Origin of the sequence: Terasakiella sediminum, from assembly GCF_033100395.1 — a bacterium.
GTDB lineage: Bacteria > Pseudomonadota > Alphaproteobacteria > Rhodospirillales > Terasakiellaceae > Terasakiella.
Genome location: NZ_JAWLVJ010000004.1, coordinates 39,442 through 59,337 on the forward strand (window position 1 = coordinate 39,442; position 19,896 = coordinate 59,337).

Annotated in this window: 18 protein-coding genes and 1 pseudogene; 16 read left to right on the top strand and 3 right to left on the bottom strand. The window is 47.4% G+C overall.

The annotated features are described in order from the left end of the window. Positions 1-48: 48 nt before the first annotated feature. Positions 49-1,989, top strand: coding sequence for a bifunctional tRNA (5-methylaminomethyl-2-thiouridine)(34)-methyltransferase MnmC2/FAD-dependent 5-carboxymethylaminomethyl-2-thiouridine(34) oxidoreductase MnmC1 (gene mnmC, locus RYZ26_RS03845; protein ID WP_317681841.1), 1,941 nt, complete (start codon positions 49-51; stop codon positions 1,987-1,989). Continuing rightward, positions 1,986-2,621 (top strand): DUF1826 domain-containing protein, encoded by a 636-nt coding sequence (locus RYZ26_RS03850; protein ID WP_317681842.1) that lies wholly within the window; start codon positions 1,986-1,988, stop codon positions 2,619-2,621. The genes mnmC and RYZ26_RS03850 overlap by 4 nt, the downstream gene beginning before the upstream one ends. Here RYZ26_RS03850 and hisI read toward each other — a convergent pair whose 3' ends face one another. Beyond that, positions 2,622-3,029 carry a phosphoribosyl-AMP cyclohydrolase gene (hisI, locus tag RYZ26_RS03855; RefSeq protein WP_317681843.1) on the bottom strand — a complete coding sequence of 136 codons (408 nt, stop codon included), beginning with the start codon at positions 3,027-3,029 and terminating at the stop codon, positions 2,622-2,624. It abuts the gene before it with no gap. Positions 3,030-3,110: 81 nt separating this feature from the next. On the opposite strand from hisI, the gene RYZ26_RS03860 reads away from it, so the two are divergent. From RYZ26_RS03860 to RYZ26_RS03885, 6 genes are read left to right on the top strand one after another with little or no spacing between them, the layout of a single operon-like run. Continuing rightward, on the top strand, positions 3,111-3,878 hold the full coding sequence (locus RYZ26_RS03860; protein WP_317681844.1) for an alpha/beta fold hydrolase: 768 nt from the start codon (positions 3,111-3,113) through the stop codon (positions 3,876-3,878). Then, on the top strand, positions 3,875-5,050 hold the full coding sequence (bioF, locus tag RYZ26_RS03865; RefSeq protein ID WP_317681845.1) for an 8-amino-7-oxononanoate synthase: 1,176 nt from the start codon (positions 3,875-3,877) through the stop codon (positions 5,048-5,050). Before RYZ26_RS03860 ends, bioF begins: the two co-directional genes overlap by 4 nt. Further along, entirely contained in the window at positions 5,043-5,669 is a 627-nt protein-coding gene (locus tag RYZ26_RS03870; protein ID WP_317681846.1) for an alpha/beta fold hydrolase, read from the top strand. Before bioF ends, RYZ26_RS03870 begins: the two co-directional genes overlap by 8 nt. Then, positions 5,670-6,434, top strand: a complete 765-nt coding sequence (locus RYZ26_RS03875) for a methyltransferase domain-containing protein (protein WP_317681847.1) — start codon at positions 5,670-5,672, stop codon at positions 6,432-6,434. Continuing rightward, complete coding sequence (gene bioD / locus RYZ26_RS03880; protein ID WP_317681848.1) at positions 6,431-7,033, top strand: dethiobiotin synthase; 603 nt, start codon at positions 6,431-6,433, stop codon at positions 7,031-7,033. Before RYZ26_RS03875 ends, bioD begins: the two co-directional genes overlap by 4 nt. 57 nt (positions 7,034-7,090) lie before the next feature. Beyond that, on the top strand, positions 7,091-7,726 hold the full coding sequence (locus tag RYZ26_RS03885; RefSeq protein WP_317681849.1) for a response regulator: 636 nt from the start codon (positions 7,091-7,093) through the stop codon (positions 7,724-7,726). Here the strand turns inward: RYZ26_RS03885 and RYZ26_RS03890 are convergent. After that, entirely contained in the window at positions 7,716-8,090 is a 375-nt protein-coding gene (locus tag RYZ26_RS03890; RefSeq protein WP_317681850.1) for a response regulator, read from the bottom strand. The two genes, RYZ26_RS03885 and RYZ26_RS03890, sit on opposite strands and share 11 nt — an antisense overlap. Beyond that, a complete protein-coding gene (locus RYZ26_RS03895; RefSeq protein ID WP_317681851.1) occupies positions 8,087-10,009 on the bottom strand; it encodes a PAS domain S-box protein in 1,923 nt (640 codons plus the stop codon). The genes RYZ26_RS03890 and RYZ26_RS03895 overlap by 4 nt, the downstream gene beginning before the upstream one ends. Before the next feature lie 123 nt (positions 10,010-10,132). On the opposite strand from RYZ26_RS03895, the gene RYZ26_RS03900 reads away from it, so the two are divergent. From RYZ26_RS03900 to phoU, 8 genes and pseudogenes are all read left to right on the top strand, one after another. Beyond that, entirely contained in the window at positions 10,133-13,156 is a 3,024-nt protein-coding gene (locus tag RYZ26_RS03900) for an EAL domain-containing protein (protein WP_317681852.1), read from the top strand. Positions 13,157-13,695: 539 nt separating this feature from the next. Further along, positions 13,696-13,770, top strand: a pseudogene (locus tag RYZ26_RS20000) (hypothetical protein); the annotation flags it as partial. An 18-nt stretch (positions 13,771-13,788) separates the two neighbouring features. After that, positions 13,789-14,340, top strand: a complete 552-nt coding sequence (locus RYZ26_RS19920) for a sensor histidine kinase (RefSeq protein ID WP_465245931.1) — start codon at positions 13,789-13,791, stop codon at positions 14,338-14,340. 150 nt (positions 14,341-14,490) lie between these two features. After that, positions 14,491-15,546: a PstS family phosphate ABC transporter substrate-binding protein gene (locus tag RYZ26_RS03910; RefSeq protein WP_317681854.1), complete on the top strand. Its 1,056-nt coding sequence runs from the start codon at positions 14,491-14,493 to the stop codon at positions 15,544-15,546. A gap of 86 nt (positions 15,547-15,632) precedes the next feature. Then, positions 15,633-17,015, top strand: coding sequence for a phosphate ABC transporter permease subunit PstC (pstC, locus tag RYZ26_RS03915; RefSeq protein WP_317681855.1), 1,383 nt, complete (start codon positions 15,633-15,635; stop codon positions 17,013-17,015). Beyond that, positions 17,008-18,294: a phosphate ABC transporter permease PstA gene (gene pstA / locus RYZ26_RS03920; RefSeq protein WP_317681856.1), complete on the top strand. Its 1,287-nt coding sequence runs from the start codon at positions 17,008-17,010 to the stop codon at positions 18,292-18,294. The genes pstC and pstA overlap by 8 nt, the downstream gene beginning before the upstream one ends. An 80-nt stretch (positions 18,295-18,374) precedes the next feature. After that, positions 18,375-19,172 (top strand): phosphate ABC transporter ATP-binding protein PstB, encoded by a 798-nt coding sequence (gene pstB / locus RYZ26_RS03925; protein ID WP_317682024.1) that lies wholly within the window; start codon positions 18,375-18,377, stop codon positions 19,170-19,172. Between the two features lie 9 nt (positions 19,173-19,181). Continuing rightward, positions 19,182-19,892 (top strand): phosphate signaling complex protein PhoU, encoded by a 711-nt coding sequence (gene phoU, locus RYZ26_RS03930; protein WP_317681857.1) that lies wholly within the window; start codon positions 19,182-19,184, stop codon positions 19,890-19,892. The last annotated feature ends 4 nt before the right edge of the window (positions 19,893-19,896 follow it).

Below are 19,896 nucleotides of genomic sequence, written 5' to 3' on the forward strand. Positions count from 1 at the left end.
TGTGGGGGCTGTTGGTAGAAAAACAACATATTTTTGAAAGAGATAGCCGTGAGTAAGCTTGCCTCACCCGAATTGAATTGGAAAGACGGAAAAACACCTGTTTCCGGGCGTTTTGATGACGTTTATTTCTCCGTTGATGATGGGATGGCGGAAACAGATTATGTCTTCGTCAAAGGCTGTGGCTTGCCAGAAGGGTTTGAAGGCAAGGATCACTTCGTTGTGGCCGAAACGGGCTTTGGCACTGGGTTGAACTTTCTTTCAACGTTAAAGGCCTGGCGCGAGAGTGGAACTGACTGCCAACTGCATTTTTACTCAGTTGAAGCTTATCCGCTAACCAAAGGTCAATTGAAACAGGCCTATCAGAATTTCAAAGGCCTTGAAGATGAAGCAGAACAGTTGATCTCGGTCTACCCGCAAATCACCCCCGGCTTTCACCACGTTCTGCTTGAAGGCGGCAAAGTTAAACTGACCCTGATGTTTGGCGAAGCTGCTGAGATGTTTTCACAGATGAATGGCAAGGTCGATGCCTGGTATCTGGACGGTTTCGCCCCTGCCAAAAACCCGGAAATGTGGCGCGCTGAAGTCTTTGAACAGATGGGGCGCCTGTCTGATAAAGGCACCGTTCTTTCAACCTTTACCGCAGCTGGCTTTGTGAAACGCGGGTTGATTGAAGTCGGTTTTGAGATGTGGAAACGCCCCGGCTATGGTCGCAAGCGTGAAAGCCTGCAAGGAAGTTTTCAAGGCGACTATACCAGATCTAAATTAGCTTGGTACGAGCGTTCTTATAAACCAAGTGGTAAAAAGAAAATCGCTGTCATCGGGGCAGGGGCTGCGGGCTGTATTGCGGCACAACGACTTGTGGCGGACGGCCATGAGGTCATCGTGTTTGAGAGAAACAGCCATGCAGGATCAGAAGGATCAGGCAATAAAATCGGCCTGTTAAATCCCAAGCTGTTTCTGTCGCAGGAAGGGGCGGATCGGTTTAATACGGTTGCCTATCTGCATGCGGTTCGGTTCTATGAACAGTTTGTCCAAACTCCCTGGCATGGTAAACGCGGCCTGTTTCAGATGGCCAAGGATGATGGGCAGGATGAAAAATTCAGAAAGCTGGTTGAGCTTGAAGTCCTCCCGAGCAACGAGATTTCTTATCTGGAAGCTGATGAGGCCTCAGAACGGCTGAAGATGAAAGTCGAACGCGGCGGAATCTGGTTTGAAAACAGTGGCTGTATCGAACCTTCCAAACTCTGCCAGATCGTGGCGGATACATTGAACGTCCGATATGATTGCGCCATCACCAAGATGGAACAATCGGATGATGGCTGGACACTTTATTCTGATGAAGAAATCGTTTTTGAAGGCGATTGCGTTATCATCACTACGGCCGGGGAAAACCAAGCGCTGAACACATATAGCGAGCTTCCCATGCAACCGCGTCGCGGTCAGGTCAGTTATGTAAAGGCCACAGAAGAAACAGAAAAACTGGAACATGCGCTGTCTTACGGTGGCTACATGCTGCCTGCTAAAGACGGTGTGCACGTGGTCGGTGCGAGCTTTGATTATTGGACCGATTTCTTTGATCACTCCTACAAGGATGTGAAAGAAGAAAGCCATGACTTTAACCTGCAGACTCTTTCCATCATCCGCAATATCGATGAGGTGGAAATCGTTGGGGGCAGGGCGAACGTTCGGGCCATGACGGCAGACCATTATCCGATGGTCGGGCCTGTTTTCTCGCAGGATTGGTACATCCAGGAATATCAAGGGATGAGCCACGGGCCCAAATATAAACAGTTTGCACCTGCTGAATATATCGACGGACTTTACACCATCTGTGGGCTTGGGGCACGTGGGGTGCAGACAGCGCCCTTGCTGGCCGATATCCTTTCATCCTATATTTCAGGAACACCGTGTCCGGTCGAAAATGCGGTTCGTGAATCTTTGCATCCGGCTCGTTTTCTGATGCGCAAAATTATCAAGGGAAAGCTATGACGCTGAAACCAACCGTTGTCTCACCCGCCACCATCAAAAGCCGTCGCCCTTTAAAGGACCGCAACATGCCTGCAAAGATGATGGTGATTGATTGCAAAAACGATACGCAGTGGAACGCCATTCACGCACTGGAAGTCAACGGTGTGGTTCTACGCCGACGTCCCATCCGTGCGATTGAAAGCTTTCTGGACGGGGCAACGGGTGAAGTTTTTGCAGAACATGAATTCGTCTGTGTCCAAAGCCGTCTACGCTCTGAGCTGAACAAACGATTGGTGCTGGCGAATGAAGAAGATGAGATGCGCCGCAAATTTTTGGTCAATGACATTACAAGCTGGGTGCGTGTCCTGATCCGTCAATCACGCTCACGCGATTTTCTCTTTAAGCTGAATTCACACCTGCCATCGGATTTCCATGCTGACCCTAACCAGTTAAAAATGCTGGTGACTTATCGCGCACAAAAAATCACATTTCGCCAACCCAAAGATAAGGACGAACGCGATTTTAGCCCCTATGGTGTGGCGTTATTTAGGGGGCAGGCCTATCCGACGCCTGTTGAATGGCGTGCAGAAACATCGTCAGATAAAGCCTTTTACCTGACGATTGAACCTGCCAGCCGACGCATGCGCCGCTGATTATTTCTTTTTGTAAAGCTCGTCCGGGGAAACGATTACATCTTCCACGACTTCAACCTTGCCATCACGTGCGGCCCATGAAAAACAGCTGCGACGGCCAGTGTGACAGGCAACGCCCGTCTGATTGACTTTGACAACCACGGTATCCAGGTCACAGTCGGTACGGAAATCAATCAGTTCCTGCTGCTGGCCGGAGCTTTCGCCCTTGCGCCACAATTGCGCGCGGGAACGGGAATAATAGCAGACACGACCTGTTGTCAGGGTTTCTGCCACGGCTTCCTTGTTCATCCAGGCCATCATAAGGATTTCACCCGTGTCATGCTGCTGTGCAATCGCCGGAATGAGGCCATCGCTATTGTATTGCAGCGCTTCAACGATATCTTGTGGGGTATCTGTCTTGGAACACATGGTAAAATCCATTAAAAAAGTGACTTATCGGGGGAACTGTTCTAATAGGACAAGAATGTTTTTGAAACAAGGTAAAAGACCATGGAACTTGCTTTTCAGGATATGGGCGATGGTGAACCCGTTGTCATCCTTCACGGACTGTTTGGTGCAGCAAAAAACTGGAATTCAATTGCCAAGCAAATGGCGCGCAGCTATCGCATATTGACAGTTGATTTGCGCAATCACGGATCAAGCCCGTGGACAGATTCCATGACCTACGTGGAAATGGCAGAGGATCTTGTTGCATTTCTGGATCAACGCGGATTGGACAAAGCCCATATCGTCGGCCATTCCATGGGCGGCAAAGCAGCCATGACCCTGGCGTTAAAAGCACCAGAACGGGTTAAAAGCCTGGTGGTTGCAGATATTGCGCCTGTTAAATACCCCAACATGGTCTTTAAATCTTATGTTGATAAACTTTTGTCGGTAGACCTTTCATCTGTGTCGCGTCGCGCCGAGGTCGATCCGTTGATTTCGGATGTGATTGATAATCCGGGCGTGCGTGCGTTTTTGTTAGGGAACCTTGAAACAACATCAGAAGGTTTGCGATGGCAGGTAAACCTTGAAACGCTGGGGAACGAGATGGATAAGATCGCAGGCGTCCCAGCTTTGCGTGTTGATGCAAAATACGAAGGCGAAACCTTGTTCATCAATGGCGCAAATTCTGATTATATTCAACGCAGCCACCATCAATTAATCAAGCATCTCTTCCCGAATGTGGACTTTCATGAAATCGCTGATGCAGGCCACTGGGTTCATGCCGAAAAGCCCCATGATTTCATGAATGCATTAAAAGACTTTCTGCCATGAGTGATGATCTGAACACCCTCTATAGACAGTATGTATCCGGCCTTGAAGGGAAGGGCTTGAAGCGATCTTTGCGTACCGTTGGTCCGTCCAAAGATGGACGCACTGTCCTTGAGGGACGCGAGATTATCAATTTTTCGTCCAACAATTATATGGGGCTGGCGCAACATCCGTTTTTGATGGAACGCGCCAAACAATGGACGCAAGATTGGGGCACAGGCTCCATGGCGTCACGTCTTGTTTGTGGGACGATGGAACTGCATGAACGGGTGGAACAGCGCTTGATTGAAGCAAAGGGTGGAGAAGCAGCCCTGATCTTTAATTCTGGCTTTCAAGCGAATTCCGCCATTCTCGCCAGCCTGTTTGATAAAGAGGTCTTGGGTGAAGAAGCACTCGTTTTCTGTGACCGCCTAAATCATGCCAGCATGCATCATGGGCTGAAAGCAGGCGGCATCCGCCAGATCCGCTATCGCCATAATGATCTTGATCACCTTTGTGACTTGCTGGAAAAAAACAAGGATAAACCCGGGCAGCGGTTCATCCTGACAGAAAGTGTCTTCAGCATGGATGGTGACCGTAGTGATGTCGATGCGTTGATTGAGATAGCTCAACGTTACAACGCTAAACTTTATATCGACGAAGCCCATGCCACAGGTGTGTTGGGCGAACATGGCTATGGGCTATGCGCAGGCAAAAATGTTTCGTTTAAGATGGGGACCTTTTCCAAGGCGCTTGGTGGGTTCGGTGCTTATCTGGTCTGTTCAAAAGCAGCCAAGGATTATCTGATCAACCGATGTGCAGGGATGATTTATTCTACATCCTTGCCACCTGCTGTTCTAGGCGCAATGGATGCAGCGCTTGAATTGGTGCCTAGTCTGGATGAGGTGCGCGAAAGGTTGCTTGCGAATGCCGAAAGGGCGAGGGCAAGCTTTATCCAAAGTGGGTTTGATGTGGGTGATTCATCCACACAGATTATCCCGTTGATGGTTGGGGAAGAGGAAAAGACATTGCAAATGGCAAAGGCGCTTGAGGCGGAAAACATCCTCGGCATCGCCATTCGCCCGCCGACCGTTCCCAAAGGGACGAGCCGCATTCGCTTTGCGCTAACAGCTGCGCACCATGATGAAGATATTGATCACCTGTGCGATGTAATTCGGACGTTCGGCAATGGCTAAGCTTGTTTTTGTGCATGGCTGGGGGTTCGATCCCTCCTTCTGGGACGAAATAATCCCTGCTTTTTGCGATCATGATGTCCAATGCATTGATCTTGGTTTTTATGGCAATGAAAAAACAGATTTACCCGATGAAGCGGTCTATATCACTCATTCTATGGGGCTTGCCTGGGTATTGCAAAATGCCAATCAGATCAATGGGCTGATTGCAATCAACGGATTCACCAAATTTTGTCAGGCTGATGATTGGCCCGCTGGTGTACCAGAGCGCATGCTGACCCGTATGATCCGACAATTTGACAAAGCACCGGATGCGGTCTGGGCGCAATTTATGACAAACAGTGGTGTTAATGATCCGGTCTGGTCGGACACAGCTGATATCCAGGGCATGAAGGAAGGCCTGGCATGCCTTTTGAACTGGGATGTTCGTGATCTCTATACCTCATTGCAGTGCCCCAAAATGATCCTGTCATCAAGAAATGATCAGATTGTGCCGGAAAAATTATCACTTGCGGCTTTCCCTGAAGACATCATCTGGTATAAAGAGGCAAATCACGTGCTTGTGCTAAATCAGGCCGGGGAAACGATCCGTCATATTCAAAGATTTCTGGATAGCTTGTAAGTGAACAAATCCTACATAAAACATTCCTTTGGGAATGCGGCGCAGACCTATGACCAGCAGGCACCTGTCCAAAAATGGACAGCGGGTTTTTTGGCCGATTACGTGCGCGACTTGAATTTAGGCGTTGATATCGACTGCCTTGAAATCGGTTGTGGCACGGGGTTTCTGACACAGGAAATGGTCGATCTGTTCCCCAAAGCCAAATGGATGATAACTGATCTTTCCGATCAAATGATTGCAACCTGCCGTGATCGCATTGGTGATGGGGTGACTTATCAGCAAATGGATGGCGAATTCCCAAACATTGAAGGCAAGTTTGACCTGATCGTCACCAGCCTGGCTGTACAGTGGTTTAGTGATTTGGAGGCTGGCCTTGGCCGACTTGCAGGGCTTCTAAAACCGGGCGGGCATCTGGTCTTTACCACCCTGGGCAAAGACAGTTTCTGTGAATGGCGTGATCTGCTTGTAAAAGAGGGGCAGCCTGTGGGTTTACATGACTACCCAGATTTGAACACAATTTTATCTTATCAGTTCAATGACTGTGCTGCGGTGATGCAGTCGCATGCGAAAAAACAGAATTATGAAAATGGTCTGGCTTTTTTGCGTGCCTTGAAACTGATCGGTGCACAGGCACCACGCAAAGGCTACAGCCCTATGGGACCTGCGGCCCTAAAGAAGGTGCTGGCAAAGCTGGAAGATAAGACGGACTGTTCGATGACATATGAAATTCTGATCGGTGACGTCCATAAAGGAATGAATATATGACCACCTATTTCGTAACCGGGACAGATACGGACGTTGGAAAGACCGTCGTTTCCACACTTCTTGTACGTCAGTTGAATGCCTATTACTGGAAACCGGTGCAAAGTGGCACAAACGATATTGAAGATAAAAATGAAGTTCAGCGCTTGGGCGGAATTTCAGATGATCGCATTCTGCCTTGTGGGTATGAACTGACAGAGCCATTATCTCCGCACGAGGCTGCCCGTATCGATGGTGTGGAAATCGATCTAAACAAGATCGAAAAACCATCCGTAGATGGTGACTTGGTGATCGAAGGGGCAGGGGGTGTTCTTGTTCCCTTAAATGACGATACTATGATCATTGACTTGATTGAAAAGATGGATTGCGAAGCCATTGTAGTAGCCCGCAGTGGTCTTGGTACGATCAATCACACCTTGCTGACCCTTAAGGCTTTGCGTGATCGCAATATTGCCATCAAAGGTGTTGTCTTGAATGGTCCTTTGAATGAGAAAAACAAAAAGGCCATTGAACAATTCGGTCAGGTGCGTATTGTAGGGGAAATCCCGTATATAGAAGACGGGGACTTTAAAAAGTTAGAACATGCTATTTTTGATTTATAGTCAGATTTAGTGTTAAATTGTCGATACCGAATAAAGCTACGTAAGGGATAAGGGTAAATGAAATTTCTGTTGGCAGATGACCATGGTCTTTTCCGCGAAGGGATCAAGCTCATTTTCAATAAACTTCAACCCGATATTGAAGTTGTGGAAACAGAAAACCTGCCTGATACCGAAAAGCTGCTAAACAGCGACGTAGCCTTCGACATCATTCTGCTGGACCTGAAAATGCCGGGTGTGCATGGTCTGGATAGCGTCGAAAAAGTCGTCAAGCTAGCTAAAAATCAGCCTGTCGTGGTTATGTCTGGCGCATATCGTCGTGCCGATGTTTTGTCCTGCATTGAAAAAGGTGCTTCCGGCTTTATCCCGAAAACCCTTGGGGGACAGGCCATGATTAACGCGATTAATCTGGTTTTGAACGGTGAAAAGTTCATCCCGTCTGTGATCTGTTCTACTGACGCAGAAGAAGAACAGGCTGATGAAACCGATATGTCCCTGTTCAATGATCTGACAGCGCGCGAACGCGAAGTGTTGAAATATCTTGTTGAAGGTCATTCCAACAAGGTGATCGCGAATATTCTGGAACTACAGGAAGTGACCGTGCGTGCGCACTTAAAAGGCGTTTTTCGCAAACTGGGTGTTTCCAGCCGAACGCAAGCTGTTGGTTTGTCTCTAAGACGCGGCTTTAAAGGCTAAGTGCCTGATTAATTGCTTCCAGAATCTGATTTTTATTTACAGGCTTTCTCAGTGCGAGAAGGGCACCCGCTTCCAGGGCTTCTTCTGACATATTCTGCTGACCAACGCGCGCCCCACCGGTTAGAGAAATGATAGGTGTTTCAATACCTGCATTTCGGATGTTGCGAATAAAGAGAACACCATCCATTTCCGGCATGACCAGATCAGTCAGGATAATGTCGAATGTTTCATTTTGACAAATTGCCAATGCTTTGATCGCTGACGGAGATTCCATAACGTTAAACCCGCTTCTCTCCAACACCATTACCAAAGCGTCACGCACCAGGTCTTCATCATCAATAATCAATACTTTTGTGTTCGTCATGATTTAATCTCTACCTCCAGCGGAAGATAAATTGAGATGCACGCGCCACTGTCTTTGATATTTTTCGCTTCGACAAAACCACCATGTTGAGTGGCGATCCGTTCCACAACTGATAAGCCAAGGCCAGAGCCATCGGTTTGAGTTTTGGTTGTAAAGAACGGGTCAAAAATTTCATCGATATACCTCATATCAATGCCGGGGCCGTCGTCTGTTACACTTATTCTTACATAGCGACCTTCCGGGATTTCATGACGCCGGATCAATGATGACTTTTCATCAATATCAAATGCTTCGGTTTTAAAGACAATCTTACCATTTTGCTCACCAATGGCCTGTGCGGCATTGGTTCCCACGTTCATAACAATCTGGTGAATTTGATCAGGGTCAGCCATACATCGAAAGGTGTCATCACTATAGATTTCATCAATCACAATCGTATGAGGGACGGATGAACGCAAAAGCTCCAGTGTTTCATTGATCTCATGACGCAAATCCAACAGAAGAAAGCTGCTTTCTTCCGGTTTTGTATAGTCCAGAATACGCCCGACCAGACGACGTGCGCGTTGAGCTGCCTGATTGATGTTGTTCAGGTTCTTTTTTAGAAACGGGTCATCTTCTGCATCTTCCATCAAAACTTCACTGACGAGAAGAATAGGGGAGAGCAGATTGTTAAAATCATGGGCAAGACTGCCCGCCAACTGGCCCATCAATTCCCGCTTCTGAGCCTGATAGAGCTGCTTTTGCAGTTGAAGACGATCTTCTTCACCTTCACGCACATCCGTTAAATCATAAGCCGTGACGATATAGCGTAGATTATTTTGTTCTTCATATCGTGCCACGTTAAACCCGGTGGGATGAAGCTGACCATCCTTGGCCGTCAGATATCCCTCCATATGCATGGAAGAACGCTTGGGCGTCTTGTTTAGAAGATCAATCGGGCTGACATCCAGGTCAAAATCCGCCACATCTAGAAATGTCGCATTTAAAATTTCTGATCTTTTCATCTGCAGGGTTTCACAGATTTTTGGATTTGCGGCCAGAATGACATTCTGTTCATCCACCAACAAAATACCTTCGCGGGCTTCGTCCACCAGACTGCGATAACGTTGTTCACTGCGTTTAAGGGCATTTTGCGCCTTATGCTGGATACTGACATCATGCAGAATAACCACAAGCATTTGTTCTGAGGCAATATCGACCGGACGGCCTGTGACTTCCACGATTGTACATTTATTGTTTTTACCGACGACGGTGCTTTCAACCAATTCAGTCTGACCCCACAACATAGCCTGATAATGCCCCATCATGGCTTCCAGCATGCCGGGTTCGTGAATGTTATCAACGCTCAGTTGGGAAATTTCATCCTCTGTCGTTTCCAAAATCTCTGCTGCTTTTGCGTTGCCTTCCAGGATTTGTCCTTCCTGAGAAATCAGAATGATGGCGTCCCCCGCACTGGCCATAACGCCCCGGTATTTCGCCAGTGTATCCAGCAGAGATTCCCGTTCTGCGGAATCAATTGAAATATCCTGGATATATCCTTTGATTTTCCCGGTATTATCCATCGCATTGGCCATCAACAGGATGGGGATTTCACGACCGCGCGCTGAAAGGATTTTACATCGCGTTCGGATAGACGGACCGTCCCGGGTGAGGTCGTCAATTAACGAATTAATGCGGCCTTGATCAACTGGATGAATAAAGCTGATCAGTTTCTGAAAAGTAATTGGCTTACCAAATTCCTTGATTTCAAATATTTTTAAAATCTGATCTGACCACCAAAATTCGCCATTCTCAACATCCCATTCAAAGCTGCCAATCTGTGCGTACTCTTCAAGATGCGCATGACGTCGTTGAAGAAGGGAAAGCGCATAGTCATCTCGTAAATCAGAGGTAGTGTGATTGTTTGGCTTCTTATTCATATGAATGATTTTTTGGGACAATTAAAAATAAACACAATTATTTTGCAGAAATACGTATCTCTTACTTGGCGGTCTTGAATTCACAGTGTAGCTTATAGAAAAAGGTCACGAAAGGGCACTTATATGATTTTCCGGTTTACTCCGGTTGTTTTATTCTTCTTCTTAGGCGCGTTGATAAGCGTTGGCAGTTTTTTGCTTTGGACGTCTTATCGAAATGCAGACAATGCCCTTCAGTTTGAGCAACTCCTTCTTCTCGAACAAACCCACGAATTAGCAGAACAACACTTTAATTATCGGCTGCGTGAAAGCCAACGCATGCTGGAGATTTTGGCTTCCTCAAAGAATGGGGAAGATCAGCTTTTCTCCAATGATACTTTGCAAGATATGGCTTGGGATTTCGTCGTTACCCTTAAAAAGCCGATCAATGAAGACCCCACAGTAACAAACACTTATGGCTTCATCACGGATCAGATTGAAGTCCTCCTTCCGCTCAATAAACGCTGGGTATTGGAAGAAACCAAGCGTGGTCCAAGCCTGAGCTATCAGTTCCAGACCACCTACGAAGAAAATGGGTCGGTCAAAGGTGTGCAGATATTCAAGGCTGGTATCTATCTAAAAAACAACAGCCCACTTTTAAGCGAGATGCGCACAGCCAGCCGGGCGAATTCACATCAGTTGGTTCTTAACAAAAAGTCAATTGGTGCTTCTACTTCCCTGGAACCAGGCGTCAAAAAAGTTAATGAACAGACGCTAAAGTCATTAAGCCCGGTCTTTTCGAGCGATGAGCATCCTTACAGTGGGGACGCACGCCCACTTCGAATTAAAAATGGCCCAAAAGAGCTGATGCTGATTTCTGTGATCAATTCCCAAGGGGTTGAGAGCTTTGGAGAATCTTTTGAAGATTCGATCTTGTTTGGTACCCAGTTTGTTTTGTTTATCGGTTTGGTTGGCACCCTGATATTTCGTCAAATCACACAACGTTCCCTGAATAACCTTTTGAGCTTTGCCAAATCCGTCCGTTCGGGGGAAAGGCAGGTAGATTACAAAGCAGGCGCAATAGAAGAATTTAATGATGTTGGCAATGTCATGACAGACATGATCGATCATTTGTCTGAGCAGGCCAAATATATCACTGATCTGGTGGAATCAACAAATACGCCAACCTTCGCCTGGAATGAACGCGACGAAATTACGCTTTATAATAAGCGGGCAGCAGAGATATTTGGCGACAATGCGACTCTGTTACAAATTCATGCCTTTTTTAGAAAGCAGAATAACCTTCAGGTCATTCAGGCCATTGAACAAACAAAGTCCGGTAAGAATGTCAGTTCGCTTGAAACTATCCTGACTATTTCCGGGCGTTCCAAACATATCATTTGGAACATGTCAGCTTTGCATGATCGCAGTGGTAGACTCATTGGCGGTATCGCACAAGGGCAAGACGTTACAGACCGTCGCCTGGCTGAACGTCGCCTGCGTCTTTCTACAAAAGTGTTCGACAGCACGGTTGAAGCCATCATGATCACGGACGATAAAGGCGACATCATTGATGTGAACACCGCCTTTAGTGACATCACCGGGTATGCTCGCGAAGAAGTGATCGGGCAAAATCCACGCATGATGAAGTCCGGTCGCCATTCGACTGAGTTTTATCAGAACATGTGGCGTGATCTGAATGAAAACGGCCTGTGGCGGGGCGAAATTTGGGATCGTCGTAAAAACGGTGATGAATTTCCCAAGATGCTTTCCATTAGTGCATCCAGAAATGAGAGTGGCCGCGTAACCAACTATGTTGCTGTTTTCTCTGACATCACCAGCACCAAAGAGAATGAACATAAGCTGGAACAGTTGGCTCATTTTGACCCGTTGACTGGCTTGCCGAACCGCGTTCTGTTTCAGGATCGTCTTTATACATCACTCGCCAGATCAAAACGCGACAAGGAACATATGGCCGTCCTGTTTGTTGATCTGGATCGCTTTAAGCAGGTGAATGACTCCCTTGGGCATAGGGTAGGGGACTTGTTGTTAAAAGAAGTTTCCAAACGCCTGCAAACCAGCGTGCGTGAAATTGATACGGTTGCTCGTCTTTCCGGGGATGAATTCACTGTTATTCTAACTGACATTACATCAGGCGAGGATATTGAGATCGTCGCATCACGGATCGTGAAATCTGTTGGTGCACCTTATTTCTTTGAAGGGCATGAACTGTTTATTTCTGCCAGTGTAGGGATTGCGGTTTATCCAACAGATGGCGACAGCAGTGCCGATTTACTGCGAAATGCCGATGTAGCCATGTATCACGCCAAGGAAAAAGGCCGCAATAATTATCAGTTCTTCGACGTAGCGATGAACGATCAGGTTCAAAACCAACTGTCGCTGGCGAATCAACTGCGTATGGCATTGAACAAAAATATGATTACGCCCCATTATCAGTTGAAAGTCGATTGTTCGACCGGAAAACCTGTTGGGTTGGAAGCGCTTGCCCGTTGGACTGATGATTTTGGTAAACAGATTTCACCTGTCGAATTTATTGCCTGTGCAGAAGAAAATGGACTGATTGTTCGTCTTGGGACCTCCATCATCCGTCAAACCTGCGTGCAGGCGCGGATGTGGCAGGATATGCAGTTTGACTTTGGCTCCGTTGCCATCAACCTGTCGGCACAGCAATTCCGTGATCGCAACCTGATCAACGATATTCGTGAAGCCATGAGTGATAATCGCGTCTCACCTGACTTACTGGAAGTGGAAGTCACCGAAAATATGATGATGGAAGATGTGGAAGGTGCCATTCAAATCTTGAATGACCTAAAAGAAATGGGCTTGAAGATCTCTATTGATGATTTCGGGACAGGCTATTCGTCGTTGAACTATTTGAAACGCTTCCCTGTTGATACATTGAAGATTGACCGCTCCTTTGTGCGTGATCTTAAGCCGGGTAATGACGATGCCGCGATTGTTTCTGCTATCGTGTCCATGGCGCATGAACTTGGTATCGATATTGTGGCAGAAGGGGTGGAGAATATGGAGCAGGTGGAATTCCTCAAATCCATTGATTGTACCATTGTGCAGGGCTTCCTATATGCAAAACCATGTCATGGCGGAAAAGTGCCTTTGATGTGGACACACGTGGAAGACAACTTTTCATAATTCTTGCGCATCAGCGTCACAAAACTGTAACGAAAGTGACATATAGTGCCGCACCATCGCAAAATTAAAGCTTAAGAGTATTCACAGTGTTGTTTCGCAAGAAAAAAACCGTTCCTCTTCAAAGGGTTCAGGAAAAAAAGGAGTCTTCTGCCATTGATGACAGTGGGGCCGTCATCGCCGCTTTGGCAGATCCAACCCTGATCCTGAATAACGAAAGAGTTGTAAAGCATGCAAATCAGGCTGCCTTAAATCTGTTTGGGCGCGTTCTGATTGGAAGAAATATCGTTCAATGTCTGCGACAACCCCATGTGATTGATGCAGTGGAAAAAGTTTTTGCGAGCAAAATGGACTGGGTTGGCGAAGTCAAATTCCCGGCACCCGTTCAACGTCATCTCAGCCTACATGTCGCGTTGATCGGCGACGGGGAAGGGGTGGTTTTAACAGTGCGTGATACAACGATCGTAAAACGTACAGAAGAAATGCATTCTGACTTTGTGGCGAACGTCAGCCATGAACTTCGCTCTCCCTTATCCGCCCTGATGGGCTTCATTGAAACACTGCAGGGTCCGGCACAGGATGACCGTGAAGCACGGGAACGTTTCCTTGGGATTATGATCCAGGAAGCCAACCGGATGGCGCGTCTTATTGATGACCTGCTTTCCCTGTCACGCGTTCAGATACAGGAACATGTCGCCCCAGATGATGATGTGAACCTGACCGTCGTATTGCAAAACATCGTAGACATTTTGTCCTTAAAGGCTGAAAATCGTCAGATGAAGCTGCATCTGAATGTGACAAATAATCAGGAATATTGGGTGCAGGGTGATACAGACCAAATCACACAGGTCTTTCAAAACCTGATAGACAACGCGATTAAATACGGCAAAAAAGACACGGTTGTTGAAATTGATGTCAAAACGCTGGATCGTATGCCGGACCGCAACGTGCCTGCCATCGCAGTTGATGTACGCGATTACGGCGAAGGGATCGAGGAAGAACACATCCCGCGTCTGACTGAACGCTTTTACCGTATTGATAAAGCCCGTTCGCGCACATTGGGCGGGACCGGACTTGGTTTAGCAATTGTGAAACATATTATTGCACGTCACCGTGGCCGCCTGCATGTAGAAAGTAAAGTGGGGCTGGGGTCTATCTTTACTGTGATCCTGCCTGCAAAAAATTAGGTTAAAATCAGTCGCTGTCATCAAACTGTAACACTTCCGTCATAAAACTGTTTTGGACAAAAACTAGGTTGTTCGCACAGGAAAGAGGCAAAACGTCATTTCCTAACGAAACACCGTTTCACGTTTTTATTTATTTTGGAGATACTCCTTATGAGCATTAAGAAGACGCTTGCTGTAGCAGCTTTCGCTTCTGTTGTAGCCGCTGGCGCTGCTGAAGCACGCGATCAAATTCGTATCGTTGGTTCTTCTACTGTATATCCTTTCGCAACTTCTGTTGCTGAAACTTTCGGTAAAAGCACCAGCTTCAAAACGCCTGTTATCGAATCTACTGGTTCTGGCGGCGGTTTTAAGCTGTTCTGTGCTGGTGTTGGTGAAGAACACCCAGATATCACAAATGCCTCTCGCGCTGTGAAAAAATCTGAAATCGAACGTTGTGCTAAAAACGGCGTAGACAAAATCACTGAAGTAAAAGTTGGTTACGACGGTATCGTTCTTGCAAACTCTAAAAAAGGCAAGCAACTGACTATCACTCGTAAGCAGATTTTCCTGGCTCTGGCTAAAGACGTGCCAAACGCTGAAGGCAAACTGGTTCCAAACCCTAACCAGAAATGGTCTGACATTGATCCTTCTCTGCCAGCAACTAAAATCGAAGTTCTCGGCCCACCACCAACCTCTGGTACACGTGATGCATTCGCTGAACTGGCTCTCGAAGGTGGTTGTAAGAAATTCCCAGCAATCAAAGCTCTGAAAAAGGGCGATGAGAAAATGGGCATCAAAAAAGACAAGAAACGCTACAAAGCGATCTGTCACTCTGTTCGTGAAGACGGCGCATACATCGACGCTGGTGAGAACGACAACCTGATCATCCAGAAACTGAACGCTAACCCTAACGCTTTCGGCGTGTTCGGTTTCTCCTTCCTAGACCAAAACTCTGACTCAGTTCAAGGTTCTGTAATCGACGGCAAACTGCCTGAGTTCGAACTGATCGCTGATGGTTCTTACCCTGTATCTCGTCCTCTGTTCTTCTACGTGAAGAACGCTCACATCGGTCAAGTACCAGGCATCCTGGAATACCTGGCTGAGTTCACAGCTGACAAAGCTTGGGGCGACGAAGGTTACCTGACAGACAAAGGTCTGATCCCAATGCCACAAGAAGAACGCGCTAAATACAAAGCGTCTGTAAAAGCACTGGGTGCTGGCAGCTAAGCCAATTGTTGAGGAAGCGGCGGTCTTCAAAAGCCGCCGCTTTTTCGCGTTTAAATCCTTTTTTTTAAGAAGTTGTGACAGCATACATGCAAACCACGATTTTTACATTTACCGTCCTGCTTTTAGCCCTGATCGGCTATTATATGGGACGTTCGCGCGCTGTAAGTACAGTGGGCGGAGATATTCGTAAATTACACTCTCTTCCACGCCACTATGGATATTTTGTTGCCATCTGGTGTGGCGTTCCAGCCTTGGTTCTTTGTATCCTTTGGCTGGCGTTTGAGCCACAAATTGTAAACTCACTTGTCCTAAGCGGCGTGCCGAATATTCCGGCTGACGCATCAAGTGCAAAGATCGCCCGTATCTTAAGCGATATTAAGTTCCTCGCCATCAATGGCACAGGCGCTGCTGCGAGTGATCCGGCGATGGTTGCTGCTGCTGAACATTATAATCATCTAAAAAATGTCGGAACGGCGTCTTTGGCTGTTGCGATCATCGCATTCTCCATTCTGGGGCTTGTTATTGGTAACCGTCGCGTTGGCCAAGACTTAAAAGCGCGTAACCAAGTGGAAAGCATGATCCGCTACGTGTTACTGGCGTGCTCAATCGTTGCTATTTTGACAACGATCGGCATTGTAGCTTCCTTGCTATTCGAAGCCATTCGGTTCTTCGGCAAAGTTCCTTTCACCGACTTCCTGTTCGGTCTGGAATGGAGCCCACAAATCGCGCTGCGTAAAGACCAGGTAGCAAGCCAAGGGTCCTTCGGTGCGGTGCCAATTTTTGCGGGTACCATGCTGATCTCTTTCATTGCCATGTGTGTGGCGGTGCCAATCGGTTTGCTGTCAGCCATTTACATGTCGGAATACGCAAGCCCGAAGGTTCGCGCGTTTGGTAAGCCAATGCTGGAAATTCTGGCGGGTATCCCAACCGTGGTATATGGCTTCTTCGCTGCATTGGTTGTGGCACCAACGATTCGAAATTTGGGGGATAGCTGGGGTCTGGAAGTTTCTTCTGAAAGTGCACTGGCAGCCGGTCTGGTTATGGGAATCATGATCATCCCATTCGTGTCTTCCCTTTCTGATGACGTTATCCGTGCGGTGCCACAGGCCCTGCGTGATGGATCATATGCCTTGGGTGGGACGAAATCTGAAACCGTGACACAGGTTATCCTGCCTGCCGCACTGCCCGGTATTGTCGGTGGTGTGATGCTGGCGATTTCGCGTGCCATCGGTGAAACCATGATTGTGGTGATGGCTGCAGGTTTGACCGCAAACCTGACCGCAAACCCATTGCAGGCTGTAACCACTGCGACTGTACAAATGGTAACCTTGTTGGTTGGTGACCAGGAATTTGACAGCCCCAAAACACTGGCGGCCTTCGCCCTTGGTCTGGTGCTGTTCTGCGTAACTTTGTGTTTAAACGTTGTCGCCCTGCGCGTCGTTGCAAAATACCGAGAAAAATATGACTGAGTTAAAAGAATCAATGAAAAAGGCGCATGCCCGTTTGAAAAAACGCCATGCTGCAGAAGCCCGCTTCAAAGCCCTTGGGATCGGTGCGCTTTGCTTCGCCTTCATGTGTGTGGTGATGCTTTTCTCAAGCATTATTTCCAACGGGTATACGGGTTTTCGTCAAACCTACGTTCAGATGGATTTCTATCTGGATGAGTCTGTCATCGACCCGGAAGGCAAGCGTGAAGAGACCGCTTTGCGTCATGCAAACTATTCTGCCATCGTAAAAGCGTCCCTTCGTGAAATGTTCCCGGATGTAAAGAAACGCCGTGACAAACGTACACTTTATGGTCTGGTGAGTTCCAGTGCTGGCTATGACCTGCGTGACCTGGTTGTTTCAAATCCGAGCCTGATCGGTACCAAACAGACCGTTTGGGTGATGACTTCTGATGAAGTGGATATGCTGGTCAAAGACGTATTTAAACGTGACGAAGATGAAAGCACACGTCCGATTTCCAATATGGAAATTGCCTGGGTTGAAAAGTTTGAAAACGAAAACCGTGTTGAAACACGCTTTAATACAAACTTCTTCACAGCAGGGGACTCACGGGAACCAGAACAAGCGGGTATTCGTGGTGCTCTGGTTGGTTCTGCCTTAACCATGCTGGTGACGCTGGTTCTGTCCTTCCCGGTTGGGGTGGCTGCGGCCATCTATCTGGAAGAGTTTGCACCAAAAAACAAATTTACCCATATCGTTGAAGTCAACATCAACAACTTGGCCGCTGTTCCATCGATTGTATTTGGTCTGTTGGGGCTGGCGATCTTCCTGAACTTGTTCGGGATGCCGCGATCAGCACCTGTTGCCGGGGGCTTTGTACTCGCCCTGATGACTTTGCCGACAATTATTATTGCATCACGCGCTGCCCTTAAATCCATCCCGCCTTCCATCATGGAAGCAGCGATCGGGGTAGGGGCATCAAAGATGCAGGCTGTATTCCACCACCAGCTGCCACTGGCACTGCCAGGCATCCTTACAGGTACCATCATTGGTATGGCGCAGGCCCTTGGTGAAACAGCACCCCTTCTTATGATTGGTATGGTGGCTTTTATCGCCGACGTACCAGGCACGCCGTTTGACCCTGCAACAGTGTTACCGGTTCAGGTTTATCTTTGGGCAGATAGCCCAGAACGTGCCTTTGTAGAAAAGACTTCTGCTGCTATTATGGTGTTGCTGGGCTTCCTCATCACTATGAACGCCTTGGCGGTCCTTCTGCGTAAAAAGTTAGAACGACGTTGGTAATAATGGAAACGAAAGCTATGAAACCAATGACTAAAGAGAATGCAATTGATATCGACAACACTGTTAATATCAATAACGAGATGACTAAGCCTGAAGTAACTTCCCTGGAAATTCCAGCAGACGAAGTCAAAATCAAAGCAGAAGACGTCCGCGTTAAATATGGTGAAAAAGAAGCTTTGTTCGGGATCAACCTTGATATTCCGAAAAGTAAAGTAACCTCCTTCATCGGCCCGTCTGGTTGTGGTAAGTCAACCTTCCTGCGTTGCCTGAACCGTATGAATGACACAATCGATGGCTGTTCTGTTTCTGGTCAAATTCACATGGACGGTGTTGATATCCTGTCCAAACAAGTTGACACAGTTTTGCTGCGCGCTCAGATCGGTATGGTTTTCCAAAAGCCAAACCCGTTCCCGAAATCCATTTATGACAACGTAGCTTACGGACCGCGTTTGCATGGGATCGGCAATTCTAAATCCGAAATGGATGAAATTGTTGAAACCAGCCTGGAAAAAGTTGGTCTTCTTAAAGAGGTCAAAGACCGCTTGCTGGAGCCTGGTACAGGCCTTTCCGGTGGTCAGCAACAGCGTCTGTGTATCGCACGCGCTATTGCCGTTGACCCGGAAGTTCTGCTGATGGATGAACCCTGTTCTGCCCTTGATCCGATTGCGACAGCAAAGATTGAGGAACTGATCGACGAACTGCGTGGGTCTTACACCATCGTCATCGTGACGCACTCCATGCAGCAAGCTGCCCGTGTTTCTCAACAAACTGCTTTCTTCCACCTGGGTAACCTCGTGGAATATGGCGAAACAGAACAAATCTTTACTTCACCACAGGATGAGCGCACCAAAGGCTACATCACTGGTCGTTTCGGATAAGGTTGATAAATGAATACCGTAGAACATACAGTTAAATCTTACGATTCTGAACTGACACACCTGGATAATGCAATTGCCCGTATGGGCGGTTTGTCTGAATCTCTACTTGGTCGTTCTTCAGAAGCACTGGTAAAACGCGATACAGCATTGGCGGCTGATGTCATCCACGATGACATTAAGGTCGATGAGCTGGAAATGGAAATTAATTCAGAAGTCACTCGTATCCTGGCCCTGCGCCAACCAGTGGCAGATGACCTTCGTGCTGTAATCGCTGCACTTAAGACATCATCTGATCTGGAACGTATTGGTGACTTGTCCAAAAATATCGCCAAACGCACCATCACGTTGTCAAACGCCACGCCAATCGGTGCGGTACATACGATTGCGCGTATGGCGTCCCTCGTTCAATCCATGATCCACAATGTGCTGGATGCTTACATTGAACGTGACGAACGCAAGGCCATGGATATCCGTCAGCAGGATGAAGTTGTTGATCAGCTGCACACCAGTCTGTTCCGTGAACTTCTGACATACATGATGGAAGACCCGCGTAACATCACCCCTTGTACACACCTTCTGTTCATCGCCAAAAACGTTGAACGTGCAGGTGATCACGCAACAAACATTGCTGAAAACGTGCACTTTCTTGTGACAGGTGAGCATCCGGAAGAAGAACGTCCAAAAGACGATGATGCCAGTTTTGAAGGCCTGGAGGGTTAAGAGC